The sequence below is a fragment of the Serratia sp. TSA_7 genome (assembly GCF_052692135.1).
In genome coordinates this window covers 1,581,214-1,608,210 of the sequence record NZ_JBQZFU010000001.1, presented here as the reverse complement: position 1 = coordinate 1,608,210, position 26,997 = coordinate 1,581,214, and the positions used below count along the sequence as shown (strand labels likewise).

Genomic DNA, 26,997 nt, shown 5'->3' with positions numbered 1-26,997 from the left:
GCGCTGTTACCCGCACTTGAAATCCATAGGGTAAAAATATTAAAAGCCTTCAGGAGAACTCCGGATGAGCAAGTTTCTAGACCGTTTCCGCTATTTTAAGCAACTGGCGGAACCTTTTTCTGGCGATCATGGCCAGACGCTGAACACCAACCGCGACTGGGAAGACGGCTACCGCAGCCGCTGGCAGCACGACAAGATTGTGCGCTCGACCCACGGAGTGAACTGCACCGGCTCTTGCAGTTGGAAGATTTACGTCAAAAACGGCCTGGTGACCTGGGAAACCCAGCAGACCGATTACCCGCGCACCCGCCCCGATCTGCCCAACCATGAACCGCGCGGCTGCCCACGCGGCGCCAGCTATTCCTGGTATCTGTACAGCGCCAACCGACTGAAATATCCGTTGATGCGTAAACGCCTGATCGCACTGTGGCGTGAGGCGAAGGCGCTGCACAGCGATCCGGTCGATGCCTGGGGATCTATCGTCTCCGACCCCGAAAAGTCAAAGAGCTATAAGGTAGCCCGCGGCCGCGGCGGCTTTGTGCGCTCCAGCTGGCAGGAGGTGAACGAACTGATCGCCGCCTCCAACGTTTATACCGCCAAAACCTTCGGTCCGGACCGCATTATCGGTTTCTCGCCGATCCCGGCGATGTCCATGGTGTCCTACGCCGCCGGCGCCCGTTATCTGTCACTGATCGGCGGCACCTGCCTGAGCTTCTACGATTGGTATTGCGATCTGCCACCGGCTTCGCCGATGACCTGGGGCGAGCAGACCGACGTGCCGGAATCTGCCGACTGGTACAATTCCTCCTATATCATCGCCTGGGGCTCTAACGTGCCGCAGACTCGCACCCCGGATGCCCATTTCTTCACCGAAGTGCGCTACAAAGGCACTAAAACCGTGGCGGTGACGCCGGACTACGCCGAAGTGGCCAAGCTGTGCGACCAATGGTTGAACCCCAAGCAGGGGACCGACAGCGCTATGGCGCTGGCGATGGGCCACGTGATGTTGAAAGAATTCCACCTGGATCGCGAGGTCGGTTATTTCCGCGACTATGTGCGCCGCTACACCGATATGCCGATGTTGGTCGTGCTGGAGCCGCGTGAAGCAGGTTATTACGCCGCCGGCCGCCTGCTGCGCGCCGCCGATCTGGTGGACGGCCTGGGGCAGGAAAACAATCCGGAGTGGAAAACCGTTGCTATCGACCAGCGCAGCGGCGAACTGGTGGCGCCGCAAGGGTCCATCGGTTTCCGTTGGGGCGAGCAGGGCAAATGGAACCTGGAACAGCGTGAAGGCAAGGGCCAGCAGGATGTGGAGCTGCAGCTCAGCCTGATGGGCGTTCATGACGAGATAGCCGAGGTGGGCTTCCCGTATTTTGGCGGCATAAAAACCGAGGGCGAGCACTTTAACAGCGTGGCGCTGGACGAGATCCTGCTGCACAAGCTGCCGGTAAAACGTCTGCGCCTGGCGGACGGCAGCGAAGCTTTGGTCACCAGCGTCTACGATCTGACGCTGGCCAACTACGGGTTGGAACGTGGCCTGGACGACGCCAACTGCGCCGCGAATTACGACGACGTCAAAGCTTACACGCCGGCCTGGGCCGAGCAGATCACCGGCGTGTCGCGCCACAACATTATCCGCATCGCCCGCGAATTCGCCGACAACGCCGAGAAAACCCGTGGCCGCTCAATGATTATCGTGGGGGCCGGCGTCAACCACTGGTACCACATGGACATGACCTACCGCGGCCTGATCAACATGTTGATCTTCTGCGGTTGCGTCGGCCAAAGCGGCGGCGGCTGGGCACACTATGTCGGCCAGGAAAAACTGCGGCCGCAAACCGGTTGGCTGCCGCTGGCGTTCGGGCTCGACTGGCAACGTCCGCCGCGCCATATGAACAGCACCTCGTTCTTCTACAACCACTCCAGCCAATGGCGGTATGAAACCGTCGCAACCGAAGAGCTGTTGTCGCCGCTGGCGGACAAGTCGCGCTTTGGCGGCAGCCTGATCGATCTCAACGTGCGTGCCGAACGCATGGGGTGGTTGCCTTCCGCGCCACAGCTGGGCGTTAACCCGCTGCATCTGGCGGCGCAGGCGAAAGCCGCCGGGCAGACGCCGGTAGATTTCACCGTCGACGCGCTGAAGGCGGGGCGGCTTGGCTTCGCCGCCGAGCAACCGGACAACCCGCAGAACTTCCCGCGTAACCTGTTCGTCTGGCGTTCCAACCTCCTGGGCTCCTCCGGCAAGGGCCATGAGTACATGCTCAAATACCTGCTGGGCACTGAAAACGGCATTCAGGGCAAGGATCTGGGCCAACAGGGCGCTGCCAAGCCGCAGGAAGTGGAATGGCGGGATAACGGCGGTGAAGGCAAGCTGGATCTGGTGGTGACGCTCGATTTCCGCATGTCCAGCACCTGCCTTTACTCTGACATCGTGCTGCCGACTGCCACCTGGTACGAAAAAGACGACATGAATACCTCGGACATGCATCCGTTCATTCACCCGCTGTCGGCGGCGGTCGATCCGGCCTGGGATTCCAAGAGCGACTGGGAGATCTACAAGGGCATCGCCAAAGCCTTCTCCGAGGTGTGCGTAGGGCATTTGGCGCAGGAAACCGACGTGGTGACGCTGCCTATCCAGCACGACTCCCCGGCAGAACTGGCGCAACCTTATGGGGTGAAAGACTGGAAGAAGGGCGAATGCGAGCTGATCCCCGGTAAAACCGCGCCGTACATCTTGGTGGTGGAGCGTGACTACCCGGCCACCTACGAGCGTTTTACCTCGCTGGGGCCGTTGCTGGACAAGCTGGGCAACGGCGGCAAAGGCATCACCTGGAATACCCAGACCGAAGTCGATTTCCTGAAAAAGCTCAATTACGTGAAAACCGAAGGCCCGGCGGTGGGCCGGCCGAAGATTGAAAGCGCGATCGACGCCGCCGAGGTGATTTTGTCGCTGGCGCCGGAAACCAATGGGCAGGTGGCGGTCAAGGCGTGGGAAGCGTTGGGCAACATTACCGGCCGCGATCACCGCCATCTGGCGCTCAACAAGGAAGACGAAAAGATCCGCTTCCGCGATATCCAGGCTCAGCCGCGCAAAATCATCTCCAGCCCTACCTGGTCAGGGTTGGAAGATGAGCATGTGTCGTATAACGCCTGTTACACCAACGTGCATGAGCTGATCCCTTGGCGCACCCTCAGCGGTCGCCAGCAGCTGTATCAGGATCACGAATGGATGCGCGCCTTTGGCGAAAGCCTGCTGGTGTATCGCCCGCCGATCGACACCCGCGCCGCGCAGCCGCTGCTGAACCGGAAGCCGAACGGCAATAAAGAGAAGGCGCTGAATTTCCTGACGCCGCACCAGAAATGGGGCATTCACTCCACCTACAGCGACAACCTGCTGATGCTGACCCTGTCGCGCGGCGGGCCGATTGTCTGGATGAGTGAAGACGACGCCCAGGATCTGGGCATCAAGGACAACGACTGGATCGAGGCCTTTAACGCCAACGGCGCGCTGACCGCACGGGCGGTGGTCAGCCAGCGCATTCCTGCGGGCATGACCATGATGTACCACGCGCAGGAACGCATCGTGAATATTCCCGGGTCGGAAATCACCAGCCAGCGCGGCGGCATCCACAACTCGGTGACCCGCGTTTGCCCGAAACCGACCCACATGATCGGCGGTTATGCGCAGTTGGCCTACGGCTTTAACTATTACGGCACCGTCGGTTCCAACCGCGACGAGTTCGTGGTGGTGCGCAAAATGAACCGGATCGACTGGTTAGACGGTGAAGGCAACGACGACTCGCAGGGCAGCCAGCAGGAGAAAGCAAAATGAAAATTCGTTCGCAAGTCGGCATGGTGCTGAACCTGGACAAATGCATCGGTTGCCACACCTGCTCGGTGACCTGCAAGAACGTCTGGACCAGCCGCGAGGGCATGGAATACGCCTGGTTCAACAACGTGGAAAGCAAACCGGGCGTCGGCTATCCGCACGCCTGGGAAGATCAGGACAAATGGAAGGGCGGCTGGATCCGTAAAATCAACGGCAAGCTGGAACCGCGCATGGGCAGCCGCGTTGGGCTGCTGTCGAAGATTTTCGCCAACCCGGACGTGCCGGCGCTGGACGACTATTACGAGCCGTTCGACTACGACTACCAGAATCTGCATACCGCGCCGCAGGGCAAGCATCAGCCGATCGCCCGGCCGCGCTCGCTGATCACCGGCCAGCGCATGAAGAAGATCGAAAATGGCCCGAACTGGGAGGAGATCCTCGGCGGCGAATTCGAAAAACGCGCGCAGGACAAAAACTTCGACAACATGCAGAAGGCGATGTACGGCCAGTTCGAAAACACCTTCATGATGTACCTGCCGCGCCTGTGCGAGCACTGCCTCAACCCGGCCTGCGTCGCCACCTGCCCGAGCGGGGCGATCTACAAGCGTGGCGAAGACGGCATTGTGCTTATCGATCAGGATAAATGCCGCGGCTGGCGCATGTGCCTGACCGGCTGCCCGTACAAGAAAATCTATTTCAACTGGAAGAGCGGCAAGTCCGAGAAGTGCATCTTCTGTTATCCGCGCATTGAGTCCGGCCAGCCGACGGTCTGTTCGGAAACCTGCGTCGGCCGTATCCGCTATCTGGGGGTGCTGCTGTACGACGCCGATCGCATTGAACAGGCGGCCGCCGTTGAGCATGAGAAAGACCTTTACCAGAGCCAGCTGGACATCTTCCTCGATCCGCATGACCCGGCGGTGATTGCTCAGGCGCTGAAGGATGGCGTTCCGCAAGGGGTGATTGAGGCCGCCCGGCAGTCGCCGGTATACAAAATGGCGATGGACTGGAAGCTGGCTCTGCCGCTGCACCCGGAATACCGCACCTTGCCGATGGTGTGGTACGTGCCGCCGTTGTCGCCGATTCAATCCGCCGCAGATGCCGGTGAGCTGGCGCACAGCGGCGTCCTGCCGGACGTGGAGAGCCTGCGTATCCCGGTGCAATATCTGGCGAATCTGCTGACCGCCGGCGATACCGCGCCGGTGCTGTTGGCGCTGAAACGCATGCTGGCGATGCGCCACTACAAGCGCGCGGAAACCGTGGACGGCGTGGTGGACACCAGCGCGTTGGAGCAGGTGGGGCTGAGTGAAGCGCAGGCGCAGGAAATGTATCGCTATCTGGCGATCGCCAACTACGAGGACCGTTTCGTTATCCCGTCCAGCCACCGCGAACTGGCGCGAGAAGCCTTCCCGGAAAGCAAAGGCTGCGGTTTCAGCTTTGGCGACGGTTGCCACGGCAGCGACGGTAAATTCAACCTGTTCAACAGCCGCCGCATCGACGCTATCGATGTGACGCAGAAAACCGGCCGTCAGAAGGATATCTCATGATTAGCCTGAAAGTGATTGCTCGCCTGCTGGATTACCCGGAGCAGGCATTGTTTGACCACCAAAAGGCGCTGATCGAGGCGCTGGAGCCGGCCAACGAGCTGGATTTGCACCGCAGCGCGCAGCTGATTTTGTTTATTCGCCGCTTCTGCGCCCGTCCGCTGCTGGACGTGCAGGCCGAGTACTGCGAGCTGTTCGATCGGGGCCGCGCCACCTCGCTGCTGCTGTTTGAACACGTGCACGGCGAATCGCGCGATCGCGGCCAGGCGATGGTCGATCTGATGGCGCAATACCGCACCGCGGGGCTGGAGATCGACAGCCGCGAACTGCCGGATTTCCTGCCGTTGTATCTGGAGTATCTCGCCAGCCGCAGCCAGGCGCAGTCCGCTGAAGGGTTGCAGGACATCGCCCCGATTCTGGCGCTGCTCGGCGCCCGGTTGCAGCAGCGCGAAAGCCCGTATGCGGTGCTGTTTGATTTGTTGCTGACGCTGTCCGGCACCGGCGTCGATAGCGCCAGCCTGGAGAGCCAGGTGGCGGGTGAGGCCAGGGACGATACGCCGCAGGCGCTGGACGCGGTGTGGGAAGAGGAACAGATCAAGTTTCTGGGCGAGCAGGGCTGCGCTTCGGCACAGCAGACGGCGCACCAGCGGCGTTTTGCCGGCGCCGTGGCGCCACAGTACCTGGACCTGACAGCGGCGCTAACCGGAACCAAAGGACGCTAATCATGCAATTTTTAAATCTGTTCTTCTTCGATATTTACCCTTATCTGGCGGGGGCGATTTTTCTGATCGGCAGTTGGCTGCGCTACGATTACGGGCAATACAGCTGGCGCGCCGGCTCCAGCCAGATGTTGGACAAAAAAGGCGTGCGTCTGGCCTCCAACCTGTTTCACATCGGTATCCTGGGCATCTTCGCCGGGCACTTTCTCGGTATGCTGACGCCGCACTGGATGTATGAAGCCTTCCTGCCTATCGATGTGAAGCAGAAACTGGCGATGATCGCCGGCGGTGCCTGCGGGGTGATGACGCTGATCGGCGGCGCGTTGCTGCTGAAACGCCGTCTGACCAATGCGCGAGTGCGCGCCACCAGCAGCTTTGCCGATATCATGATCCTGACGTTGCTGGTGGTGCAGGTGTGTCTTGGCCTGCTGACCATTCCGTTCTCCGCCCAACATATGGACGGCAGCGAAATGATGAAGCTGGTGGCCTGGGCGCAGGCGGTGGTGACTTTCCATGCCGGAGCGTCGCACTATCTGGCGGGCGTTGCGCCGATCTTTAAACTGCATATGGTGCTGGGCATGACGCTGTTCGTGCTGTTCCCGTTCTGCCGCCTGGTGCATATCTGGAGCGTGCCGGTGGAATACCTGACTCGCCGTTACCAACTGGTGCGCAACCGCCGTTAAGCATCGCAACACCAGAATCAACGCGGCGAGATCCCCTTCTTGACCTCAACACAAATGCACCTTAATCGGTGCATTTTTGCTGTCTTGCCCTGACGTCAATATCTCAGTATGGTTACGATGGCTGCGCCGGCGGATACCGGTTGCTTGCTCCGCATAACTACGATCGCTAGCCCAGATTCAAGGGGCATTTGGGAAATTAAAAACCGGGGATGACCTGCCGCCGTCGCCATGCCGACAGCGCCGGGAGATCGCTTTATGGATATTCAGGTTACTTATTAATAATAATGACAATACACTCTGGTTCACCCGCTTTGTTACCTCTCAAAGTCATCGCCACCGGCGTGGCTTTGCCGCCAAACTGTATAGCGTCCTCCGCGCTGGATAGCCTGTTGGGCAAACCGGCCGGCTATGTTGAAAAACGCTCGGGGATTGTTCACCGTTTTCACGCCACCGACGACGCCAGCCAGGCCGAACTGGCCGCTGCCGCATTGCATGACGCCTTGGCCCGCCACTCGCTTCACGCACACTCGATTGACCTGCTGATTTCCGCCTCGGCGATTTCTGTCCAGGCGCTACCTTGCACTGCTGCGCACATTCTCAAGGTGGCCGGACTGGCGCCAGGCACCCCAGGTTTTGACATCAACAGCAGTTGCGTGAGCTTTATCTCCGCCCTGCAGGTGGCCGCCGGGCTGCTGAATGCCGGCACCTATCGGCGCATTGCCATAGTGTCGGCGGATTTAGCTTCGCGTGGCATCGACTGGGAGCACGAGGAATCCTCGCTGATCTTTGGCGACGGCGCGGCCTGCGCCATTGTCGAACGCGGCGACGGCGCCAGCGGCATTCTGGCGAGCCTGGTGGAAACCTATCCGGAGGGCAGCGAGCTGTGCGAGATCCGCGCGGGCGGTACCCGCCGCAACCCGCGTGCCGGTATGACCGCCAGCGATTTCCTGTTCCATATGCAGGGCAAACAGCTGTTCAGGCAGGCTTCGGCATTGATCGAAAGCTATCTTGCCCGCTTGCTGGCGGCCGGCGGGCTGACACTGGCGCAAATCGCCACCGTGGTGCCGCATCAGGCGAGCCATCTTTCTCTCGAACACATGCGCAAGCGCCTGCACGTTTCCAACGAGGTGTTGGTGGATATTTATCCCTACCACGGCAATCAGGTCGCGGCATCCATTCCTACGGCGCTGCACGCTGCCGTCACTCAAGGCCGCTTTAATCCCGGCAAGCCGGTGATGCTGATCGGCACCGCCGCCGGGCTGTCGCTGGCCGGCATGGTGTTGCTGCCATGAAGGTGCTGGTTACCGGGGCCACCAGCGGCCTGGGACGCAATGCGGCGCAGTGGTTGCTGGAGGCGGGTCATCAGGTGCGCGCCACCGGGCGCGACAGCCAGGCCGGACAGGAGTTGCGTCAGATGGGCGCCGAATTTGTCCCGCTGGATTTGGCGCAGGCTACGTTGGAGCAGTGCCGACAACTGATGGCCGACTGCGATTGGGTCTGGCACTGCGCGGCAAAATCTTCACCCTGGGGAGCCAAAAACGAGTTCTATCAGGCCAATGCTACCGCGACGGAAAAACTGGCGGAGGCGGCCGGCCAGTGCGGCATCCGGCGGTTTATTCATATTTCCACCCCGGCGATTTACTTCGATTTCCACCCGCATCAGGATGTTGATGAGGGTTACCGTGCCCGCCGCTTCGCCAACCATTACGCAGGCAGCAAGTATGCCGCCGAGCAGCGGTTGCAGGCGCGGGTGCCGCGCTACCCGCAAACTACCTACGTTATTCTGCGCCCCAGGGGCCTGTTTGGGCCGCATGACCGGGTGATTGTGCCGAGGTTGTTGCAACAGCTCGAACGCGATGGCGGCGTGTTGCGCTTGCCCGGCGGTGGGCGGGCGATGCTGGACCTGACGTTTGTGTTGAACGTGGTGCATGCGATGGACCTGGCCAGTTGCCGGCCCCGGTTGGCATCCGGCGCGGTTTACAACATCACCAATCACCAGCCGCAGCGGCTGGCTGATATGCTGCACGCCTTGTTGCACCAGCAGTTGGGGCTGAATTACCGACTGCAAGCGGTGCCGTACCCGTTGCTTTACGCCTTGGCCGGCGGGCTTGAACTGTTGGCTCGCTTTACCGGCAAAGAACCGTTGCTGACGCGCTACAGCGTGGCGGCGGTGCATTTCGATATGACGCTGAGCCAAGCCCGCGCCGTTGAAGAGCTGGGCTATCGGCCGCGCTATTCGATGGAAGAGGGGATCCGCCTGACCGGCGAGTGGCTCAAAAAACCTCGGGGGGCGAACCATGGCTAAGGTCAGGGTCTTTGAAGTGGGCTACTGTACCCACATTGGCTGCATGGCGCTGCGCGGGGCGGGATTTCGGGTGTGTAAATTCCCGGCGCGCGCCTACCTGCTAGAGGTGGGGAACCGCCGCTGGCTGTGGGATACCGGCTACGCGCGCTATTTCCAGCAGCAAACGCAGTCGGGCATTTTTCGCCTTTACCGCCATATGACGCCGGTCTATTTCGATCCCGCAGAGTCGCTGGCGCAGCAGTTGCGCGCCGCCGGCTATGCCGCCGACGATATTCAGGGGCTGATTGTTTCGCACTTTCACGCCGACCACATTGCCGGGTTGCGCGATTTTAGCCAACTCGAGTTTATCTGTTCCGGTGAAGGCTGGCAGCAAACCCGCTCGCTGCGTGGCTTCGCTGCGTTAAAACGCGCTTTTATCCCCGGGTTGATCCCCGACGATTTCGAGAGTGGCCTGCACTTTATCGAGGGCTTTCCGCAGGTGAGTCTGCCTGCGCTGCTGGCCCCTTTTGAGCGGGGATATGTGCTGCCGGGCAGCAAAGGACAGATCCTGCTGGTGCCGTTACCCGGTCATGCGGCGGGCCATATCGGCGCGTTTATTCTCACCGAGAGCGGCTGGACGCTGTTGGCCAGCGATGCCGCCTGGTCGCCCTTGAGCTATCAGCAACTGCGAGGGCCGTCAGTGCTGGCCAATCTGGTGATGGACGATCCCAAAGGCTATTACCGCACGCTGGAACGGCTGAACCAACTGTGGGCGGGCGGCAACGTGAACATTCTTCTGTGCCACGAGGGGGATCTATGATCCCGTTAATGACGCTGTGGCACTATTTCCGCGCCCGGCGCTTAATGTTTGCCGATCGCGCGGCACTGGAGGCGCACCAGGCTAAACGGCTTAAGGTCTTCGCCCGCCGGGTGCTGGCGAGAAGCCCTTACTTCAGGCGCTTCAGCCGGCAACCGATCGCCGCCTGGCCGCGGATGGACAAGGCGCTGATGATGGCGCAGTTCGACCAAATGAATACCGCCGGATTGCAGCGTGACACGTTGCTTGCCTGTGCGCAGCGCAGCGAGGCGGAGCGGGATTTCACGCCAAAAATCGGTCAATACAGCGTTGGGTTGTCTTCCGGCACCTCTGGGCAGCGCGGCCTATTTGTCGTCAGCCCGCGCGAGCAGCAAGTCTGGGCGGGCGGCATGTTGGCGAAGATGCTGCCGGAAGGGGTATTTGCCCGCGAACGCGTCGCGCTGTTTCTGCGGGCGGACAATAACCTCTATCAGAGCGTCAATAATCGCTGGTTGAGCCTGGCGTTCTACGATCTGTTTGCCCCGTTTTCCGCGCAGTTGCCGCGCCTGGAGCAGCAGGCACCGACCCTGATTGTGGCGCCGGCTCAGGTACTGCGCGCGTTGGCGCTGGCGGTGCTGAAAAAACAGATCGTCCTCAACGTGAAAAAAGTGATTTCGGTGGCGGAGGTGTTGGAGGAGCAGGATCGCCGCTTGCTGGCACAGGTTTTTCCGGCGGTGGGCGAAGTGTATCAGGCCACCGAGGGGTTCCTGGCCGCCACCTGCGCGCACGGCACGCTGCATCTGAACGAAGAGTTTTTGCATATTGAACCGCAGTGGATCGATGAGCACCGTTTTACCCCCTTAATCACCGACTTTACCCGCAGCACCCAGCCGATAGTGCGTTATCGGCTGGATGACGTGCTGGTCAGGCGGCCCGAGGCCTGCCCGTGCGGGCAGCCGACGATGGCGCTTGCCCGTATTGAAGGGCGCAGGGACGATCAACTGATTCTGCCGGATAGGCAGCGGCAAGCCCAGGTGGTCTTTGCCGACTTGTGCAGCCGGGCGATCGCCAATGCGCTGCCGCTGACCAGCGACTATCGGCTGATTCAACACGCGCCACGGCGATTGCAATTGATTGCCGATGGCACCCAGGCTGAGTTGGCGCATTGTCAGGCGCACCTGGTCGAGGTGCTCGGCCAACAGGGCATAGCTACCGACCTGCTGGAGTGGCAATTAACGGTACAGGCGGTGATGCCGGAATTTGACAGAAAAAGACGGCGGATCATCCGGTTGGCGGGGATGGCATGAAAATAATCCTGTTTCGGCTATGGCAAATGTTGTTGGGCTGGGGATTTGTTGGGGTCATTTATTCCAGCGCCGATCGGTGGCAAGGGGCGGGGCACCTGATATCGCCTGCGGCGATTGACCGCTGGATCCCTTTCAGCCCGGCTGCCGTTTGGCTGTATCTGTCTTTCTTTATCCTCATTCCGCTGGGGTATTTGCTGGCACCGGCTCATCGGGTCAAATGGCTGGCAACGGCCATGCAACTGACCGCTCTGGGGGCCGGCGCCATATACCTACTGTGGCCGACCACGATGGCATATCCGGTGGATAGCGGCACCGGTTTAAGTTCCGAGGTGCTGGCGGCCCTGATTGGGGTAGATTCACCGCAAAATTGCCTGCCCTCGTTGCATATGGCGCTGACGGTGCTGGCGGTGTGGGCGCTCAGCGACCGGCAGCGTAAGGTGAGGACGGTGCTTTTGCTGGTTTGGGCGGTGGCGATCGCCGTTTCAATTTTGCAACTGCGCCGCCATTTGTTTGTCGATCTGGCGAGCGGGGCGCTATTGGCGTTGCTGGCCGGTTGGCTGGCCCTGCACATTAAAGGCGCCCGGCGAGATAGGGTAAAAGGAGAGGCAGGATGAGCGATTTAGCCATGCCGATAGTGTTCATGCTGTTTGTCGTCGTCGGCGAAGCCGGGATATTGCAGTGGGTGCAACGGCAGCGGGTCAACTGGCATGACGTGGTGTTCAATTTGAATTCCGGTCATATCATGCTGTGGCTGTTTCGCGGGCTGGAGATCACCTGCTACGGCTATGTGGCCGCGCATTTCAGCTTGGGCCTGCTGGATGCCTGGCCGCCGCTGTTGATGGGGTTGTTTGCGTTGCTGGCATGGGATTTCGGTTTTTACTGGCTGCACCGCTTGCACCATTATCTGCGGGTGCTGTGGGCGGTACACGTGGTGCACCACCAGGGCGAGCATTTCAATCTGTCGCTGGGGGTCCGTAACTCCTGGTATTCGTCGCTGACCTCGATACCGTTCTTTTTACTGCTGGCGCTGGTGGGCGTGCCGCTGACGGTGTTCGTCACGGTCTCGATCCTGCATTACAGCATCCAGCTGTTTAACCACAATGCTCTGACGCCCCGGCTTGGCGTGCTGGAGAAAATTCTGGTCACTCCGGCCCACCACCGGGTACATCATGTCAAAGACCCGGCCTATTCGAACAAGAACTTCGGCGGCAGTTTTATTTTCTGGGACAAGCTGTTCGGCACTTTTTGCCCGAGCCTGCCTGAAACGCCGTTTGCCTACGGTGTCGGTGGGGATAAAGCCTCCGCCAACCCGTTTTGGGCCAGTAACCTGCCGTTCCTGCGTTATTTCCGCCTTGCGTGGCGCCCAGCCACGGCGAACGATCGTTTCCGCTGCTCGGCATTCAGCCTGTTCAGCGGCGCGATGCTGTTATTTACCCTGGTGATTGGCTATGTCTACCAGTATGGCTACGGCTACGCCGACATTCATTGGCCGCAAATGGCGCTGCTGGCGCTGCTGGCGCTGGGGTCGGTCGCGTTGGGCGGCATGTCGGAAGGGCGCGGCTGGGCGATTGTCGCCTGGCTGCTGGTGACGCTGGGAATTGTGCTGCTGTTTATGGGGTACCTTGGCTGGCCGCAACGCTATTGGCACATCACCATGGCGGCTACCGCGCTGCATGCCCTGTGCGTGGCACTGGGCTGGGGGCGGAAAGCGACGCCTGCACCGGAGGAAGAACCCGATGGCTGACACGCTTTCGCCGCTGAGTTTCCCCGCCGCCGGGGAACAGGCGTTTCATCGCGCGCTTAAGCGTGCGGCGCATGCTTATCTGGCAGATGACCATCGCTACGCCGACGCTGGGCGGCTGGCATTGGCGGCACTGCTGCTGGCGTTGTGCGGCGGTTTTTATGCCTTGGCGCTGATGCAGCAGCAGGCGTGGGCGTTTTTCGGCTGCTATTTCCTGTTTGTGATGATGGGGATGCTGCTTAACGTGAATGTGAATCACGACGCCTCGCACAATGCTTTTCTGCGCGCGCCCTGGGCGAACCGTCTGGTGGGGCGGCTGGTGACGCTGCCATTGGGGGTGGATCCGGATTACTGGCGGGTACGCCATGTGGAGTATCACCACGTTTACGCCAACGTTGAGCATTACGATCTGGACACCGAGGAGAACGGTTTCTTCCGCCAGACGCCGTTCCAGCGTTGGCGCAAGCATATGCGTTATCAGCATCTTTACTGGCCGCTGATCGCCGCGCTCTCCTTGCCTTATATCGCCTGGATTTTTGACTGGTCGGATCGCCTGGGCAAAACCCCGTTGCATGAAAAGAACATTTTGCCGGGGCGTGGCGGTTGGGCGATGTTTATCCTGTGCAAGATTGGACATCTGTTGTTGGTGCTGGGCGTGCCGCTGGTGCTGTGCCAGCACAATGGCATTGGCTGGCCGTGGGTATTGCTGACCTACACGCTCAGCCAGATGTGCGCCTCGCTGTTGGTGGTGTTCTTGTTACTGGGCACCCACTGGGCGCAGGCCGAGTTTTACCCGGTACCTGAGGGGACGAGCATGCCGCACGGTTGGTATCGTCACAACTTCGCCACCGCCTGCGACTGGCTGACGTCCCCGCGCTGGCTGCAGCATTTGACCGGTGGGTTGAATTATCACCTGACCCACCATCTGTTCCCCGGCTGGAATCATCGCCATTATCCGGCGCTGGCCAACATTGTGGCGCAGTTGGCCGCACAGCACGGCATGGAATACCGCTGTATCGGCTATCGCGAACTGCTGGCGCAACAACAGCAGTTTTTACGCCGCATGGGGCAGCCATGAAGCCGCTGCGTCCGCTGGCTTTTCGGCGCGATGATACCGGGCTGCATCGTGCATTGATGCAGGCGGCCCATGACTATCTGGCCGGCAATCGCGACCACCGTTTCGCCGATGTCGGCATGTTGGCGAAGGTGGCGGTGCTGCTGGCGCTGTGCGCGCTCTGTTATGTTGCTGGCCTGCAGCAGCGGAACGTCTGGACCTATTTCGCCTGCTATTTCGGCTTTATTTTTATCGGCATGTTTCTGACGGTAAACGTGGTGCACGATGCCTCGCACAACGCGTTTTTCAAACGGCCCTGGGCCAACCGCTGGTTGAACGGCCTGGTCAGCATCCCGCTCGGGCTGGACTCTGATTGCTGGCGGGTGCGGCACGTTATTTTTCATCATGCGCATAACAATATCGAACACTACGATCCCGATATCGACGCCAACGGCGTGCTGCGGCAGACGCCGTTCCAGCGCTGGAAACCCTTTATGCGTGCACAGCGATATTACTGGCCGTTGGTGGCGGCCATGACCTTCCCGTACTACATCTGGCTGTTCGACTGGCTGGATCGGGCGGGAAGAACCCGGGTGGCGGCACGGATGGCGCAGCAAGGGGCGCGCGGCTGGGGCATTTTTCTGGCCGGCAAAGCGGCGCATTTTCTTCTGGCGCTGGCGATCCCGGGTTATCTGCTGCCACCGGAGATCGGCATCAGCGAGATCCTGCTGGTGTATCTGTTGAGCCAGATGCTCTCTTCGCTGCTGTTCGTGATGTTGATCATCGGCACCCACTGGGCCAAGGCGAAATTTTATCAGGCGCCGGAGCAGGGGGCGTTGCCGCACGGCAGATATCGCCACGTGTTCGCCACCACCTTTGACTGGCGCACCCGGCCGCGCTGGCTGGGGTATTGGCTGGGCGGGGCGAACCTGCATCTGACGCATCACCTGTTCCCGCACTGGAGCCACCGGCATTATCCCGCGTTGAGCCGCATCATTGCCGAGGTGGCGCCACGCTATGGTATCGACTATCGGGTGCTTGAACTGGGGGAGTTGCTGCGGTTACAGCAGCGTTTTCTCAGCGAGATGGGGCGAAAAACGCCGCAATCATGATTGAGGGATTATGCTGTCGCAACCTGCTGAATTTGCGAGACGTTACGCAGTTCACTAATTGAACGAAGCGGGCCGGTAAAGTAGACTCCATATCACTGACAGACAGCCACAGGAGGTGGCGCATGCGTAGTTTGCCGATTCGTTTATCAAATAAGATTGATGATGATCTAAACGATATAGCCCGCCGTCATGGGATGGAGAAAACCGAGGTGATCAAGATGGCTTTTGCGCTGATCGCCATTGCCGATAAGCACTGGATGAAACAGGATGGGACGTCCCTTGGCATCGTGCGAGAGAAGGGCGAACAGTTGGAGGCCGTGGGGCAAGTCGTGGGGATCTTCCCATGAGCGTCGAAGACACAAATCTGCGAGATGAGGCCGGCAGAGTTTACCTGGAACAGGTGTTGGTGTTTGACGAAATGGAGCGCCTGCGGTTGGCGCGCCAGGTGTTGTGCGGGATTTTTGTGATAAGCGTGGGCGTTTTTATTGCCCACGCTTATTGGGATCAAAGCGAGCCTATCAGGCAAGTGTTCGAGTTGTTGAAGATCGGCGCCTTGCCTTTGGTCGCGCTGGTGATTTCCTTTTACTTTCCTGACAGCGCGACTCGATAAACCCTATCGGTCAGTGCGACTTCATGCCCGCCGCCGTCATCAGCAGGCGGAACAGTGAAGCGACCAGGAACAACCCCAGCACGCTGGCGCTCCAGATGATCACCAGCCAGCCGACGCGTTTCCACCAGGGAGTGGGCGCGGTTGCGGTTTTATCGTTCATGCTCTCCTCCCTCATCAGTGATAGCCATGTTCATGGCTGACCTTGCCCCGGAACACGTAGTAGCTCCAGAAGGTGTAAACCAAAATAATCGGGATGATAAACAGCGCGCCAACCAGCATAAAGCCAAGGCTTTGCGGCGGGGCGGCTGCGTCCCACAGCGTGATGGACGGCGGGATCAACAGCGGCCAGATGCTGATGCCCAATCCGCTCAGGCCGAGGAATACCAGCAACAGGGTCAGCATAAACGGCGAATAGTGCGCGCCGCGTGTTACCCCGCGCTGGATGCCCCAGGCGCTGAGCAGCACCAGTACCGGCACCGGCAGCAGCACGAACAGGTTTGGCAAGGTAAACCAGCGGCCGGCGATTTCCGGGTGGGCAATCGGCGTCCAGATACTGACCACCGCCAGCACCAGCAGCAGGGTTACCAGCAGCGGCGTCGCCAGCCGGTACATGCGCGCTTGCAGGTCACCGGCGGTTTTCATCACCAGCCAGGTGCAGCCGAGCAGGGCATAGGTCACCACCAACCCCAGCCCGCAGAACAGCGCGAAAGGCGTCAGCCAGTCGAGCGCACCCCCTGCATAGCTGCGGCCGCTGACCGGGAAACCGTTGATGATGGCACCCACAACGACTCCCTGGCTGAAGGTGGCGAAGATCGAACCCCAAATAAACGCCTTGTCCCAGATATGGCGCTTTTCTTCTTTGGCTTTGAAGCGGAACTCAAAGGCCACGCCGCGGAAGATCAGCCCGAACAGCATCAGCGTCAGCGGGATCGCCAGTGCGTCGAGGATCACCGCGTAAGCCAGCGGGAAGGCACCGAACAGCGCCGCGCCGCCCAACACCAGCCAGGTTTCGTTGCCGTCCCAGACCGGGGCGACGGTGTTCATCATCACATCGCGGTCACCGCTGTCCTTAACCCACGGGAACAGGATGCCGATACCCAAATCAAAGCCGTCCATTACCACGTACATCATGGTGCTGAACACGATGATCACAAACCAAATCAGCGGAAGATCAATGCCCATGCTCAGCTCCTGTCATCCAGAGTGTCTTTCACCGCAGACAGCGGACGCGCCGGGCGGCCTTCGGTGTCATCTTCTTTATGCTCATGCTGCTGCGGTCCTTTACGGATCAAGCGCATCATGTAGGAATACCCCACCCCGAACACCGAACAGTAAACGACGATAAACGCCAGCAGGCTGATGCTCATGTGCAGGTCGCCGTGCGCAGAAACGGCGTCCTTGGTGCGCAACAGACCATACACCACCCACGGCTGCCGGCCGATTTCGGTGGTGAACCAGCCTGCCAGCAGCGCCAGCAGCCCGGAGGGCCCCATCCACAAAATGAAATAGAGGAAAGGCCGTGACTGGTACAGCCCGCCGCGCCAGCGCAGCCACAGGCTCCATACCCCGGCGAGGATCATCAGCATCCCGAGCGCCACCATGATGCGGAACGACCAGAACACCACGGTGGAGTTCGGGCGGTCCTCCGGCGGGAAGGATTTCAGTGCCGGCACCTGTTCGGTCAGGCTGTGGGTCAGGATCAGGCTACCGAGATAGGGCACTTCCAACTTGAAACGCGTTTCTTCGCGCTGCATATCCGGCCAGCCGAACAGGATCAGCGGTGTGGCCTCGCCCGGAGGGTTTTCCCAGTGGCCTTCGATGGCGGCGATCTTCGCCGGCTGATGTTTCAGCGTATTCAGGCCGTGGGCGTCACCGATCATTGCCTGCACCGGTGCGACGATCAGCGCCATCCACATCGCCATCGACAGCATTTTGCGCATTGCCGGCGTGTCGCGCCCGCGCAGCAGGTGCCAGGCGGCGGAAGCGCCGACGAAGAAGGCCGAGGACAGGAAAGCGGCGGTCGACATGTGCAGCAAACGGTACGGGAATGACGGATTGAAGATCACCTTCAGCCAGTCGACCGGCACCACCTGGCCGTTGATGATTTCGTGTCCCTGCGGGGTTTGCATCCAGCTGTTGGACGCCAGGATCCAGAAGGTGGAAATCAGCGTGCCGAGGGCCACCATGCAGGTAGCGAAGAAGTGCAGGCCAGGGCCGACGCGGTTCCAGCCGAACAACATTACCCCCAGGAAACCGGCCTCGAGGAAGAAGGCGGTCAGCACTTCGTAGGTCAGCAGCGGGCCGGTTATGCTGCCGGCGAACTCGGAGAAGAAACTCCAGTTGGTGCCGAACTGGTAGGCCATCACCAGACCGGAAACCACGCCCATGCCGAAGTTGACGGCGAAAATTTTGGACCAGAAATGGTACAGGTCGCGATAGGCTTCATTGCGCGTTTTCAGCCACATTCCTTCCAGCACGGCCAGATAACTGGCCAGGCCGATGGTAATCGCAGGAAAAATGATATGGAAAGACACGGTGAAGGCGAACTGTATTCTGGCAAGTTCCAGTGCATCAAGACCCAGCATGGCGCCTCCTTGGGTTGGACATAAAATAACCTCTTCAGTATAGCTGTAATTTTTTTGTGGAAAGCTTGGCGTCAAGTTAAGCACGGAGTACAGTAACTATAATAGTGACAGTTATTTCACTTTTTCATATAACAGTTAGGGCTTATGACCAGATACGAACAGCTTGCGCAACAGATTCGCGAACAAATTCAGAACCGGGTGTGGCGGGCGGGAGACAAGCTGCCGTCACTGCGGGAGAGCGGCAAGCGGGCCGGTCTCAGCCTGATGACGGTGGTGCAGTCGTACCAGTTGCTGGAGAGCCAGGGCTGGATCGTCGCCCGGCCGCAGTCCGGCTACTACGTGGCGGCGCGCCCGCAACCGCTGCCGCAGCCGGTGCGTGGCGAGAAGATGCTGTTGAGCGAGCAGGTGGACATCAACACCTTTGTTTTCGATGTGTTGCAGGCGTGCAAGGATCCGGAAATCGTCCCTTTCGGCTCGGCGTTTCCCGACGCTACGCTGTTTGCCCAGCCGAAGCTGGCGCGGGCGCTGAGCAGCGTGGCGCGCAAGTTTACGCCGCACAGCTCGCTGGCCAACCTGCCGCCCGGCAACGACGCGCTACGGCGTAACATCGCCCAGCGTTATGCGCTGAGCGGCATGCAGGTGGCTCCGGACGAGATAGTGATTACCGCCGGGGCAATGGAGTCACTGAGCCTCAGCCTGCAGGCGGTGACCCAGCCGGGCGATTACGTGGCGATTGAATCGCCGGCCTTTTACGGCGCGTTGCAGGCGCTCGAACGGCTGCGGCTGAAGGCGGTGGCGATCGCCACCCATCCGCAGGACGGTATCGATCTGGATGCGCTGGAGCAGGCGCTGGAACAGTATCCGATCAAGGCCTGCTGGCTGATGACCCACTTCCAGAACCCGCTGGGCGCCACCATGCCGGAGGAGAACAAGCAGCGGCTGGTGTCCTTGCTGCGTGAACGGCAGATTTCGTTGATTGAGGACGATGTTTACGGTGAGCTGTACTTCAGTGCAGAACGGCCGCTGCCGGCCAAGGCGCTGGACAACGGCGGCCAGATCCTGCACTGCTCGTCGTTTTCCAAATGCCTGGCGCCGGGGTTTCGCGTCGGCTGGGTGGCGGCGGGGCGCTACGCGCAGCAGATCCAGCGGCTGCAACTGATGAGCACCGTATCGACCAGCGTGCCGACCCAGATGGCGATTGCCGACTACCTGCTGCACGGTGGCTACGATACTCACCTGCGGCGTTTGCGGCGGCTGCTGGCCCAGCGCCAGAGCATGATGCGCCAGGCGATTGCCCACCATTTTCCGCCCACCGTGAAGGTCAGCCAGCCCGACGGCGGTTACTTCCTTTGGTTGGAACTGGATCCTGCGCTGTCGTCGATGGAGCTGTACCAGCGTGCGCTGGCGCTGGGGGTGAGCATCGCGCCGGGCAGAATGTTCACCACCGGCAATCATTTCAACCATTGCTTCCGCCTGAACGCCTCTTTCGACTGGAGCGACAAGCATGAGGCGGCGATCAAAACCTTAGCCAAACTTATCCGGCAGCTTGTACCGGCAGGCTGAGTGGCACCGCGCGGGTAAGCATCGCAATAGAAAAATTCATAATGCTTTATCCGGCAATGGAATGCCGGTTTCGTTGTTAGACAGCCCTCCGGCCGCCCATTACTCTGCGATAAATTTTGTCACATTTAATCAACGGGCAGACAAGGGGCAGTGGGTGAGCAGAATAAAAAACAAGATAAACAAACTGTTGCAAAAACGGCTGGCGCCATTGGCGATAGCCTGTGCCGTGGGCCTGGCTTTCAGCGCTCAGGCGGAACTCCTGACGGAAGGCATTACCCCGGCAACCGACGCAAGCCAGGTGCCGGCGGCCGCCAAGTTGCGTAAAGACACCGTGGTGGCCGGTATTCTCGAGCCGCAGGGCAATTTTAACCCTTATCTGTTTACCAACGGCTGGGACGAGAACGTTACCGACGTGATTTTCACCCGCTTGATTGGCCTGGACAGCCAGGGCAAACCGGTGGCGCGGCTGGCAGAATCCTGGCAGATCAGCCCGGACAACCGGGTGTATACCCTCAAGCTGCGTCCCAACCTGGTCTACAGCGACGGATCGCCGATAAAAGCGGAAGATATCGCCTTTACCCTGACGTTGCTGCATGACCCGGCTTATGACGGCGACACCGACATTGCTCCGGCGCATATCCAGGGCGGGGCGGAGTATAAAAACGGCACCGCGCCCAGCATCAGCGGGCTGAAGGTCGTCGACGATCGCACTATTCAAATCACCACCACCCAGCCTGGGGCGACGACCTTGCAACTGATCGGCGGGCCGGTGCTGTCGAAAGCCTATTACGGCAAGGATTACCAGCGCGGCAAGCTGGATAGCGTGCGTGCGCTGAACGGCAAGCCGTTGGGCAACGGGCCTTATATTTACGATAAATACGTGCCGGGGCAGGAGATCCGTTTCCACGCCAACCCGAATTTCTACCTCGGCTCGCCGCCGGTGGCGCGCTTTATTTACCGCGTGACCAACCCGGCCACCAACTTCCAACTGTTCCAGACCGGCGAAACCGATTACGACGCCTTCACCGCCAAGCCGGATGACATTGAGCAGTTGAAGCTGCTCGGCTTTGCCAACATCAATCTGTACAGCTCCAGCGACTACAGCCGTATCGATTTCAACTTTAAGCGGCCGGCGTTGCAGGATGCGCGCGTGCGGCAGGCCTTAATCTACGGGCTGGACCGCCAAAAGCTGATTACCGTGGTGTATCAGGGGTACGGCACCGTGGCGAATCAGCCGATCTCTCCCGTTTCCTGGGCTTACGATCCACAGGGTATTAATCCGTACGCCTACGACGTCAACAAAGCGAAGCAACTGCTGGATCAGGCCGGCTGGAAACCGGGCGCGGACTGCATTCGCCAAAAAGACGGCAAAAAGCTGGAGCTGACGCTGCTGGTGACCAAAAAGCTGCTGAATGACGCGCTGGTGCCTATCGCCAAAGACAACTACCGGCAGATTGGCGTGCTGCTGAAGCCGCAGGTGCTGGATTTCAATGCCTTATTGGCGCAACGCAAGGCGGGCAATTATGACCTGGCGTCGCTCAGTACCAGCAGCCTGAACGATCCGCACGATGGGGTGCGCGATTACATCAGCCAGGTGAGTGAAACCGGCTACAACAACCCGCAGGTGGACAAGCTGATCGGCCAGGCCAACGCTACGCTGGATATCGAGCAGCGCAAACCGTTGTATCACCAGTTGTATCAGGTCTTGGCCGAAGATCCGCCGGTGATCCTGCTGGGCAACCGCAAAATCCTCAGCGCCAGCAGCGCCCGTGTAACCGGCTTTAAACCGGACGTCTACAACGGCCTGACCGGCAGCCTGCCGGACGTAAAACGGGTTCAGTAACGGCAAGACGCCGTCGCGCCATCGTGCGTGGCGGCGAGGAAAAACACCATGAGAAATTTTATCCTGCGCCGCCTGCTGCAAACCATTCCGATGATGCTGCTGGCGTCACTGCTGATTTTCTTTATCTTCGCGCTGACCCCCGGCGACTTTATTGACGGCAACATCAACCTGACGCCGCAGCGCGCCGCCGAACTGCGGGCGTTGTATGGGCTGGACCAGCCGCTGCTCATCCGCTATTGGCACTGGCTCGGCCAGTTGCTGCAAGGCAATCTCGGCTTTTCGCTGCAATACCAAATCCCGGTCAGCACGCTGTTGAACCAGTACATCTGGAACTCGTTCCTGCTGGCTTCGGTGGCGCTGGTGCTGTACTGGGGCATCGCGCTGGCGGTGGGGGTGGCTTCGGCGATGAAACCCTATTCGCTGTTCGATCATCTGGTCACGGTGGCGGTGTTTGGCGCCATGTCGTTCCCGACGTTTTTCCTGTGCCTGTTGTTGATTAAATGGTTCGCCGTCGATCTGCATTGGTTGCCGGCGGGCGGCATGCTGCGCACCGGCAGTGAGGCCACCGGGCTGGCGTGGGTATTGGAAGTGGCGGCGCACCTGCTATTGCCGGTACTGGCGCTGGTGATGTTGCAGGCCGGCACCCTGACGCGCTATTTCCGCGCCAGCATGCTGGACGTTATCCGCATGGACTATATCCGCACCGCGCGCGCCAAGGGACTTAAAGAAAAAACGGTGATCGTCAAACATGCGCTGCGCAATGCGCTGTTGCCGATCATCACGCTGTTGGGGTTTGAGCTGCCGGCGCTGTTTTCCGGCGCGCTGATCACCGAAAAGATCTTCAACTGGCCGGGGGCGGGGCATATTCACATCGACTCGCTGGCCGCGCGCGACTATCCGGTACTGATGGGCTTTACGCTGTTTCTGGCGGTGCTGACCATTTTGGGCAACCTGCTGGCGGACATTCTGTACGCCTATGCCGACCCACGAATTCGTTTGAGGTAAACATGTTGGCAACGCTGTTTTTTGGTCGCCGTCGCCGCTGGCGGCAGGCGCAACTTCCGGCGCTGGCGCAGTTGTCGCCACCGCCGGCCGCTCAGGCCTGGCAACGGCTGCGGCGCCACCGGCTGGCGATGGCCTCGCTGTTGTTGCTGCTGATCCTGGCCGTGCTGTGCATTTTGGGGCCGATGCTGTCGCCGTGGCAGGACGACGCCGGCGACGCGCTGAACATTAACCAGGCCCCCAACGCCGCGCACTGGTTGGGTACGGATTTTCTCGGCCGCGATATTTACACCCGGCTGCTGCTGGCGGGGCGCATCTCGCTGACCATCGGCCTGGTGTCGATGCTGCTGTCGGTGACGCTCGGCTACCTGTTGGGGGCGTTATCCGGCTATTTGGGCGGCATCGTGGACAAGCTGATCATGCGTTTTGCCGATCTGTTGATGACCATCCCCAGCCTGCCGCTGCTGATCATTATGGGAGCGATGTTGTCCGAGCTGGACGTCTCGCCGGATTACCGTATCTACATGGTGATGATCATGCTCAGCCTGTTGGGCTGGCCTTCGCTGGCGCGGCTGGTGCGCGGCCAAATCCTGTCGCTGCGCGAGCGTGATTTCATGCTGGCGACAGAAGTGCTGGGGCTGTCCACGCGGCGACGTATTTTCGGCCACCTGCTGCCGAATACCATCCCGATCCTGGTGGTGGTGGCGACCATGGGGGTGGCCAACGCCATTCTCAGCGAATCGGCGCTCAGCTATCTGGGGTTGGGTGTGGTACCGCCGACGCCGTCGTGGGGCAACATGATGGATGCAGCCAACAGCCTGATCGATTTTCAGCGTCGCCCCTGGTTGTGGATGCCGCCGGGCCTGGCGATTTTTATCACCGTAGTGGCGATTAACATTCTGGGCGACGGCCTGCGGGACGCGCTCGATCCGAAAATGAACGGGGTAAGACGATGAGCCAACCGCTGGTAGCCTTTAATCAACTGTCGGTGGCCTTCAACGGCGAGCAAGGCCGGGTGCGGGCGGTGCAGCAGGTGAGTTTCGAACTGCACGCCGGGCAGACGCTGGGTGTGGTTGGCGAGTCCGGCTGTGGCAAAAGCGTCACCGCCCTGGCGATGATGGGGTTATTGCCGCAGCCGCTGGCGCAGATCGACGGCGGCGAGATTCATTTTGACGGCCAGGATTTGCTGAAACTGCGTCCGCAGCAGATGGCCGATTTGCGCGGCAACCGGCTGGCGATGATCTTCCAGGAACCGATGAGCGCGCTGAACCCGGTGCTGACCATTGGCGAGCAACTGGTGGAGCCGCTTATCCGCCACCGAGGGGCGACGCCGAAGGCCGCCTGGCGGGAAGCGACGGCGTTGATTACGGAGGTGGGATTGGCGCGTGCAGAGCAGCTGATGGCCAGCTACCCGCACCAGCTTTCCGGCGGCATGCTGCAACGCATCATGATCGCCATGGCCATCAGTTGCCGCCCGGCGCTGCTGATTGCCGACGAGCCGACCACGGCGCTCGACGTCACCGTGCAGGCGCAAATCCTGGCGTTGCTGCGTGAACAGGCGCAAAGGCACAATATGGCGATGATGCTGATCACCCACGACCTTGGGGTCATCGCTCAGATGGCCGACCGGCTGGTGGTGATGTACGCCGGGCGCATTGTCGAGCAGGGGGCCACCCGAGAGGTGTTGGCTAACCCGCAGCATCCGTACACCCAGGGGCTGATGGCTTCGCGGCCGGTGGCCGGACAGCGGCGGCGCCGACTGTATTCGATCCCCGGTCAGGTACCCGATCTGGCCCGTTTGCCCGACCATTGCGCTTTTGCCGATCGTTGCTCGCAGGTGAGCGCACGCTGTCGTGACGGCATTCCGCCGCTGTATGGCCATGCGCAACGTCAGTCCGCCTGCTTTCTGAACGCGGGAGGGCGTATTCATGTCGGCTGAATTACTGGTTGAAGTGAAGGGGCTGAAGAAGTATTTCCCGCTGCGCGATGGCCTGTTCGGCCAAACGACCGGGCAATTGCGGGCGGTGGATGACGTCAGTTTCGCCATTCGCAAGGGCACCATTTTCGGTTTGGTGGGCGAATCCGGCAGCGGTAAAACCACCGTTGGCCGCACGTTGCTGGGGCTGCATGATAAAACCGCCGGCGAAGTGTCGTTTAACGGGCAGGCGCTGGATGCGCTCAGCCCACGCCAACTGCGCGCCCTGCGTCCGAAGATGCAACTGGTGTTTCAGGACCCCTACAGCTCGCTGAATCCGAGAATGCGCGTTGGCGATGCGATTGGCGAAGCCCTGCTGCAACATGGGTTGGTGGGTAAAAATGAATTGCGCGACCGGGTGATCGACACTATGGAGATCTGCGGGCTGTCGGCGCAGCACTACGGCCGTTTTCCGCATGAGTTCTCCGGCGGCCAGCGGCAACGCATCGGCATTGCGCGTGCGGTGATCTTGCAGCCCGAGTTTATCGTCGCCGATGAGCCGATTTCGGCGCTCGACGTCTCGATTCAGGCACAGATCATCAACCTGTTTTCCGATCTCCAGGAGCAACAGGGCGTAACCTTCCTGTTTATTTCGCACGATCTTGGGGTGGTGGAACACCTGTGTCAGGATGTGGCGGTGATGTATCTCGGCCAGATTGTCGAGAGCGCCGATCGCGACAGCCTGTTTCGCCAACCGCGGCATCCTTACACCCAGGCGTTACTGGCGGCGGTGCCCAGCCTGGATCCACTGCGGCAGCCGCAGGCGATGGCCAGGGGGGAGTTGCCCAACCCGGCTCAACCGCCGCACGGCTGCCGTTTTCATCCCCGTTGCCCGCAGGCTACCGCTCAGTGTCGGCAACAGGCCCCCGCGTTACGTACCCTGGCTGCAGGGCACCGTGTGGCCTGCCATTATGCCGATTAGGCCAGATAGTGTTTCAGCGCGCGCCCGGCCTGGTGGATGGCCGAGTGCACCGCCGGGACGTGGGCTATCGGGTTCAGCAAGCCATAATCGTGGATCAGCCCGTTATAACGAGTGGAGGTGACTTCTACGCCGGCGGCGTTAAGCAGGCGAGCATAGGCTTCGCCTTCGTCGCGCAACACGTCCAGCTCCGCAGTCTGCACCAGCGCCGGCGGTAAGCCTTTCAGCTGTTCCAGCGTAGCATTGAGCGGTGAAGCGTAAATCTCTTTGCGCTGTGCCTTGTCGGTGGTGTAGTTGTCCCAGAACCATTTCATCATGTTGCGCGTCAGGAAGTGGCCTTCGGCGTACTGGTGATAGGAGTCGGTATCAAAGCTGGCATGGGTCACGGGCCACAGCAGAATCTGGCTGCGCAACGCCGGCGTGCCTTTTTCCTTGGCCATCAGGCTGACCACCGCCGCCATATTGCCGCCTACGCTGTTGCCGACTACCGCCAGCCTCGAACCGTCGACGTTGATTTTTTCGCCGTATTCGGCCACCCATTCGGTGGCGGCATAGGCCTGGTTGATGGCGGTGGGATAATGCGCTTCCGGTGAAGGGGTGTAATTGACGAACACCGCCGCGGCACCGGAGCTGTGCACCAAATCGCGCACCAGCCGTTCATGAGTCGGGAAGTCGCCCAGCACCCAGCCGCCGCCGTGGAAGAACATGAATACCGGCAGCGCTTCCTTTACTCTGGCCGGTCGCACCAGATGCAGCAGGATATCCTGCCCCTCAACGTGGATGGTCTTCTCGCTGATTTCGACTTCGTACAGCGGCACCTCAACGCTGCTTTGCGCCCCCTCCAGCACTTTACGCGCCTCTTTCGGCTTCATTTGTTCCATCGGTTTGCCGCCGCCGGCATTTAACGCATCCAGGAATGCGCGAATATCCTTTTGCGCTGCCGGTTGGGTGGGATCAACAGTTTTTTTAGACATCATGGCTCCTCAAGTGCGGGGTGGTCGAAATCACAGTGTAGTTGCTGGTTAACAAATAGGTGATCTGGCGTGTGGATGAACCGCCGGCGGACAGGAGCATGGCCCGGCAGAGCCTTAACTGACGCGGGATTGCTCGTCGCTGGTGCGTTCGCTGCACTTAAATGGGGCGAAAGTGTGATCGGGCGCAAATCGGGCCAAATTATTTTTGCGAGCGCGATCAGAAATATTGAAGTTTTTTGCAATTGAATAGGATTTCGCGGCCAATGATGATTTTTAGCCTTATTTTTTCAATTATTCATTACCAATGCATAATTATTGAATAAGTATGCATTGTAAGCCGTTGTTTTAACGAAAAAAAACGCGATATTCGCCAAAAATCCCGTTTTGGCACGATAGCTGCTCTACACTCTTTATCAAACGGCATGTATTTTAACTGCTCGTTAACATTTATTCCCCGTTC

The 26,997-nt window shown here is 60.1% G+C and carries 24 protein-coding genes; 20 read left to right on the top strand and 4 right to left on the bottom strand.

Going from position 1 to position 26,997, the window contains the following annotated elements; genetic code table 11:
• The first annotated feature begins 64 nt into the window (after positions 1-64).
• From ACUTQW_RS07685 to ACUTQW_RS07620, 14 genes are all read left to right on the top strand, one after another.
• Positions 65-3,832, top strand: coding sequence for a nitrate reductase subunit alpha (locus ACUTQW_RS07685; RefSeq protein WP_445654831.1), 3,768 nt, complete (start codon positions 65-67; stop codon positions 3,830-3,832).
• The gene (gene narH, locus ACUTQW_RS07680; protein ID WP_004945784.1) at positions 3,829-5,373 is read left to right on the top strand and encodes a nitrate reductase subunit beta; all 1,545 of its coding nucleotides are present in this window, start codon (positions 3,829-3,831) and stop codon (positions 5,371-5,373) included. Before ACUTQW_RS07685 ends, narH begins: the two co-directional genes overlap by 4 nt.
• On the top strand, positions 5,370-6,092 hold the full coding sequence (gene narJ, locus ACUTQW_RS07675; protein ID WP_197912582.1) for a nitrate reductase molybdenum cofactor assembly chaperone: 723 nt from the start codon (positions 5,370-5,372) through the stop codon (positions 6,090-6,092). The genes narH and narJ overlap by 4 nt, the downstream gene beginning before the upstream one ends.
• A 2-nt stretch (positions 6,093-6,094) precedes the next feature.
• Positions 6,095-6,772: a respiratory nitrate reductase subunit gamma gene (narI, locus tag ACUTQW_RS07670; protein ID WP_062792547.1), complete on the top strand. Its 678-nt coding sequence runs from the start codon at positions 6,095-6,097 to the stop codon at positions 6,770-6,772.
• A 284-nt stretch (positions 6,773-7,056) separates the two neighbouring features.
• Positions 7,057-8,064 carry a 3-oxoacyl-[acyl-carrier-protein] synthase III C-terminal domain-containing protein gene (locus ACUTQW_RS07665; protein WP_064799903.1) on the top strand — a complete coding sequence of 336 codons (1,008 nt, stop codon included), beginning with the start codon at positions 7,057-7,059 and terminating at the stop codon, positions 8,062-8,064.
• Complete coding sequence (locus tag ACUTQW_RS07660; protein ID WP_197912583.1) at positions 8,061-9,077, top strand: NAD-dependent epimerase/dehydratase family protein; 1,017 nt, start codon at positions 8,061-8,063, stop codon at positions 9,075-9,077. The genes ACUTQW_RS07665 and ACUTQW_RS07660 overlap by 4 nt, the downstream gene beginning before the upstream one ends.
• Positions 9,070-9,876: an MBL fold metallo-hydrolase gene (locus ACUTQW_RS07655; RefSeq protein WP_020439209.1), complete on the top strand. Its 807-nt coding sequence runs from the start codon at positions 9,070-9,072 to the stop codon at positions 9,874-9,876. The genes ACUTQW_RS07660 and ACUTQW_RS07655 overlap by 8 nt, the downstream gene beginning before the upstream one ends.
• On the top strand, positions 9,873-11,159 hold the full coding sequence (locus ACUTQW_RS07650; protein WP_006325994.1) for a F390 synthetase-related protein: 1,287 nt from the start codon (positions 9,873-9,875) through the stop codon (positions 11,157-11,159). The genes ACUTQW_RS07655 and ACUTQW_RS07650 overlap by 4 nt, the downstream gene beginning before the upstream one ends.
• Complete coding sequence (locus ACUTQW_RS07645) at positions 11,156-11,773, top strand: phosphatase PAP2 family protein (RefSeq protein WP_006325993.1); 618 nt, start codon at positions 11,156-11,158, stop codon at positions 11,771-11,773. The genes ACUTQW_RS07650 and ACUTQW_RS07645 overlap by 4 nt, the downstream gene beginning before the upstream one ends.
• On the top strand, positions 11,770-12,903 hold the full coding sequence (locus tag ACUTQW_RS07640; protein WP_006325992.1) for a sterol desaturase family protein: 1,134 nt from the start codon (positions 11,770-11,772) through the stop codon (positions 12,901-12,903). The genes ACUTQW_RS07645 and ACUTQW_RS07640 overlap by 4 nt, the downstream gene beginning before the upstream one ends.
• Positions 12,896-13,978: an acyl-CoA desaturase gene (locus tag ACUTQW_RS07635; RefSeq protein WP_006325991.1), complete on the top strand. Its 1,083-nt coding sequence runs from the start codon at positions 12,896-12,898 to the stop codon at positions 13,976-13,978. The genes ACUTQW_RS07640 and ACUTQW_RS07635 overlap by 8 nt, the downstream gene beginning before the upstream one ends.
• The gene (locus tag ACUTQW_RS07630; RefSeq protein ID WP_006325990.1) at positions 13,975-15,066 is read left to right on the top strand and encodes a fatty acid desaturase family protein; all 1,092 of its coding nucleotides are present in this window, start codon (positions 13,975-13,977) and stop codon (positions 15,064-15,066) included. Before ACUTQW_RS07635 ends, ACUTQW_RS07630 begins: the two co-directional genes overlap by 4 nt.
• 122 nt (positions 15,067-15,188) lie before the next feature.
• Entirely contained in the window at positions 15,189-15,413 is a 225-nt protein-coding gene (locus ACUTQW_RS07625) for a hypothetical protein (protein WP_004945754.1), read from the top strand.
• A complete protein-coding gene (locus tag ACUTQW_RS07620; RefSeq protein ID WP_020439207.1) occupies positions 15,410-15,676 on the top strand; it encodes a hypothetical protein in 267 nt (88 codons plus the stop codon). The genes ACUTQW_RS07625 and ACUTQW_RS07620 overlap by 4 nt, the downstream gene beginning before the upstream one ends.
• A 10-nt stretch (positions 15,677-15,686) precedes the next feature.
• Here the strand turns inward: ACUTQW_RS07620 and ACUTQW_RS07615 are convergent, their stop codons facing one another.
• From ACUTQW_RS07615 to ACUTQW_RS07605, 3 genes are read right to left on the bottom strand one after another with little or no spacing between them, the layout of a single operon-like run.
• Positions 15,687-15,836: a DUF2474 domain-containing protein gene (locus tag ACUTQW_RS07615; RefSeq protein ID WP_006325988.1), complete on the bottom strand. Its 150-nt coding sequence runs from the start codon at positions 15,834-15,836 to the stop codon at positions 15,687-15,689.
• A 14-nt stretch (positions 15,837-15,850) separates the two neighbouring features.
• Positions 15,851-16,858, bottom strand: a complete 1,008-nt coding sequence (cydB, locus tag ACUTQW_RS07610) for a cytochrome d ubiquinol oxidase subunit II (protein ID WP_006325987.1) — start codon at positions 16,856-16,858, stop codon at positions 15,851-15,853.
• Positions 16,859-16,860: 2 nt separating this feature from the next.
• A complete protein-coding gene (locus ACUTQW_RS07605) occupies positions 16,861-18,261 on the bottom strand; it encodes a cytochrome ubiquinol oxidase subunit I (protein WP_006325986.1) in 1,401 nt (466 codons plus the stop codon).
• Between the two features lie 144 nt (positions 18,262-18,405).
• Here ACUTQW_RS07605 and ACUTQW_RS07600 point away from each other — a divergent pair, with 144 nt between their 5' ends.
• From ACUTQW_RS07600 to ACUTQW_RS07575, 6 genes are all read left to right on the top strand, one after another.
• Entirely contained in the window at positions 18,406-19,824 is a 1,419-nt protein-coding gene (locus ACUTQW_RS07600) for an aminotransferase-like domain-containing protein (protein ID WP_006325985.1), read from the top strand.
• Between the two features lie 154 nt (positions 19,825-19,978).
• A complete protein-coding gene (locus ACUTQW_RS07595; protein WP_445654830.1) occupies positions 19,979-21,667 on the top strand; it encodes an ABC transporter substrate-binding protein in 1,689 nt (562 codons plus the stop codon).
• Between the two features lie 48 nt (positions 21,668-21,715).
• The gene (locus ACUTQW_RS07590; RefSeq protein ID WP_006321561.1) at positions 21,716-22,672 is read left to right on the top strand and encodes an ABC transporter permease; all 957 of its coding nucleotides are present in this window, start codon (positions 21,716-21,718) and stop codon (positions 22,670-22,672) included.
• Between the two features lie 2 nt (positions 22,673-22,674).
• A complete protein-coding gene (gene opp4C / locus ACUTQW_RS07585; RefSeq protein WP_006325976.1) occupies positions 22,675-23,625 on the top strand; it encodes an oligopeptide ABC transporter permease in 951 nt (316 codons plus the stop codon).
• A complete protein-coding gene (locus ACUTQW_RS07580) occupies positions 23,622-24,608 on the top strand; it encodes an ABC transporter ATP-binding protein (protein WP_006325974.1) in 987 nt (328 codons plus the stop codon). Before opp4C ends, ACUTQW_RS07580 begins: the two co-directional genes overlap by 4 nt.
• Positions 24,598-25,566, top strand: a complete 969-nt coding sequence (locus tag ACUTQW_RS07575) for an ABC transporter ATP-binding protein (RefSeq protein WP_041417596.1) — start codon at positions 24,598-24,600, stop codon at positions 25,564-25,566. The genes ACUTQW_RS07580 and ACUTQW_RS07575 overlap by 11 nt, the downstream gene beginning before the upstream one ends.
• Here ACUTQW_RS07575 and ACUTQW_RS07570 read toward each other — a convergent pair.
• Positions 25,563-26,537 carry an alpha/beta hydrolase gene (locus ACUTQW_RS07570; protein ID WP_006325970.1) on the bottom strand — a complete coding sequence of 325 codons (975 nt, stop codon included), beginning with the start codon at positions 26,535-26,537 and terminating at the stop codon, positions 25,563-25,565. The two genes, ACUTQW_RS07575 and ACUTQW_RS07570, sit on opposite strands and share 4 nt — an antisense overlap.
• Between the last annotated feature and the right edge of the window lie 460 nt (positions 26,538-26,997).

Excerpts from the sequence above, each read along its gene's own strand:
- ACUTQW_RS07685 (WP_445654831.1), top strand. The coding sequence starts at position 65 with ATGAGCAAGTTTCTAGACCGTTTCCGCTATTTTAAGCAACTGGCGGAA.
- narH (WP_004945784.1), top strand. The coding sequence starts at position 3,829 with ATGAAAATTCGTTCGCAAGTCGGCATGGTGCTGAACCTGGACAAATGC.
- narJ (WP_197912582.1), top strand. The coding sequence starts at position 5,370 with ATGATTAGCCTGAAAGTGATTGCTCGCCTGCTGGATTACCCGGAGCAG.
- narI (WP_062792547.1), top strand. The coding sequence starts at position 6,095 with ATGCAATTTTTAAATCTGTTCTTCTTCGATATTTACCCTTATCTGGCG.
- ACUTQW_RS07665 (WP_064799903.1), top strand. The coding sequence starts at position 7,057 with ATGACAATACACTCTGGTTCACCCGCTTTGTTACCTCTCAAAGTCATC.
- ACUTQW_RS07660 (WP_197912583.1), top strand. The coding sequence starts at position 8,061 with ATGAAGGTGCTGGTTACCGGGGCCACCAGCGGCCTGGGACGCAATGCG.
- ACUTQW_RS07655 (WP_020439209.1), top strand. The coding sequence starts at position 9,070 with ATGGCTAAGGTCAGGGTCTTTGAAGTGGGCTACTGTACCCACATTGGC.
- ACUTQW_RS07650 (WP_006325994.1), top strand. The coding sequence starts at position 9,873 with ATGATCCCGTTAATGACGCTGTGGCACTATTTCCGCGCCCGGCGCTTA.
- ACUTQW_RS07645 (WP_006325993.1), top strand. The coding sequence starts at position 11,156 with ATGAAAATAATCCTGTTTCGGCTATGGCAAATGTTGTTGGGCTGGGGA.
- ACUTQW_RS07640 (WP_006325992.1), top strand. The coding sequence starts at position 11,770 with ATGAGCGATTTAGCCATGCCGATAGTGTTCATGCTGTTTGTCGTCGTC.
- ACUTQW_RS07635 (WP_006325991.1), top strand. The coding sequence starts at position 12,896 with ATGGCTGACACGCTTTCGCCGCTGAGTTTCCCCGCCGCCGGGGAACAG.
- ACUTQW_RS07630 (WP_006325990.1), top strand. The coding sequence starts at position 13,975 with ATGAAGCCGCTGCGTCCGCTGGCTTTTCGGCGCGATGATACCGGGCTG.
- ACUTQW_RS07625 (WP_004945754.1), top strand. The coding sequence starts at position 15,189 with ATGCGTAGTTTGCCGATTCGTTTATCAAATAAGATTGATGATGATCTA.
- ACUTQW_RS07620 (WP_020439207.1), top strand. The coding sequence starts at position 15,410 with ATGAGCGTCGAAGACACAAATCTGCGAGATGAGGCCGGCAGAGTTTAC.
- ACUTQW_RS07615 (WP_006325988.1), bottom strand. The coding sequence starts at position 15,836 with ATGAACGATAAAACCGCAACCGCGCCCACTCCCTGGTGGAAACGCGTC.
- cydB (WP_006325987.1), bottom strand. The coding sequence starts at position 16,858 with ATGGGCATTGATCTTCCGCTGATTTGGTTTGTGATCATCGTGTTCAGC.
- ACUTQW_RS07605 (WP_006325986.1), bottom strand. The coding sequence starts at position 18,261 with ATGCTGGGTCTTGATGCACTGGAACTTGCCAGAATACAGTTCGCCTTC.
- ACUTQW_RS07600 (WP_006325985.1), top strand. The coding sequence starts at position 18,406 with ATGACCAGATACGAACAGCTTGCGCAACAGATTCGCGAACAAATTCAG.
- ACUTQW_RS07590 (WP_006321561.1), top strand. The coding sequence starts at position 21,716 with ATGAGAAATTTTATCCTGCGCCGCCTGCTGCAAACCATTCCGATGATG.
- opp4C (WP_006325976.1), top strand. The coding sequence starts at position 22,675 with ATGTTGGCAACGCTGTTTTTTGGTCGCCGTCGCCGCTGGCGGCAGGCG.
- ACUTQW_RS07580 (WP_006325974.1), top strand. The coding sequence starts at position 23,622 with ATGAGCCAACCGCTGGTAGCCTTTAATCAACTGTCGGTGGCCTTCAAC.
- ACUTQW_RS07575 (WP_041417596.1), top strand. The coding sequence starts at position 24,598 with ATGTCGGCTGAATTACTGGTTGAAGTGAAGGGGCTGAAGAAGTATTTC.
- ACUTQW_RS07570 (WP_006325970.1), bottom strand. The coding sequence starts at position 26,537 with ATGTCTAAAAAAACTGTTGATCCCACCCAACCGGCAGCGCAAAAGGAT.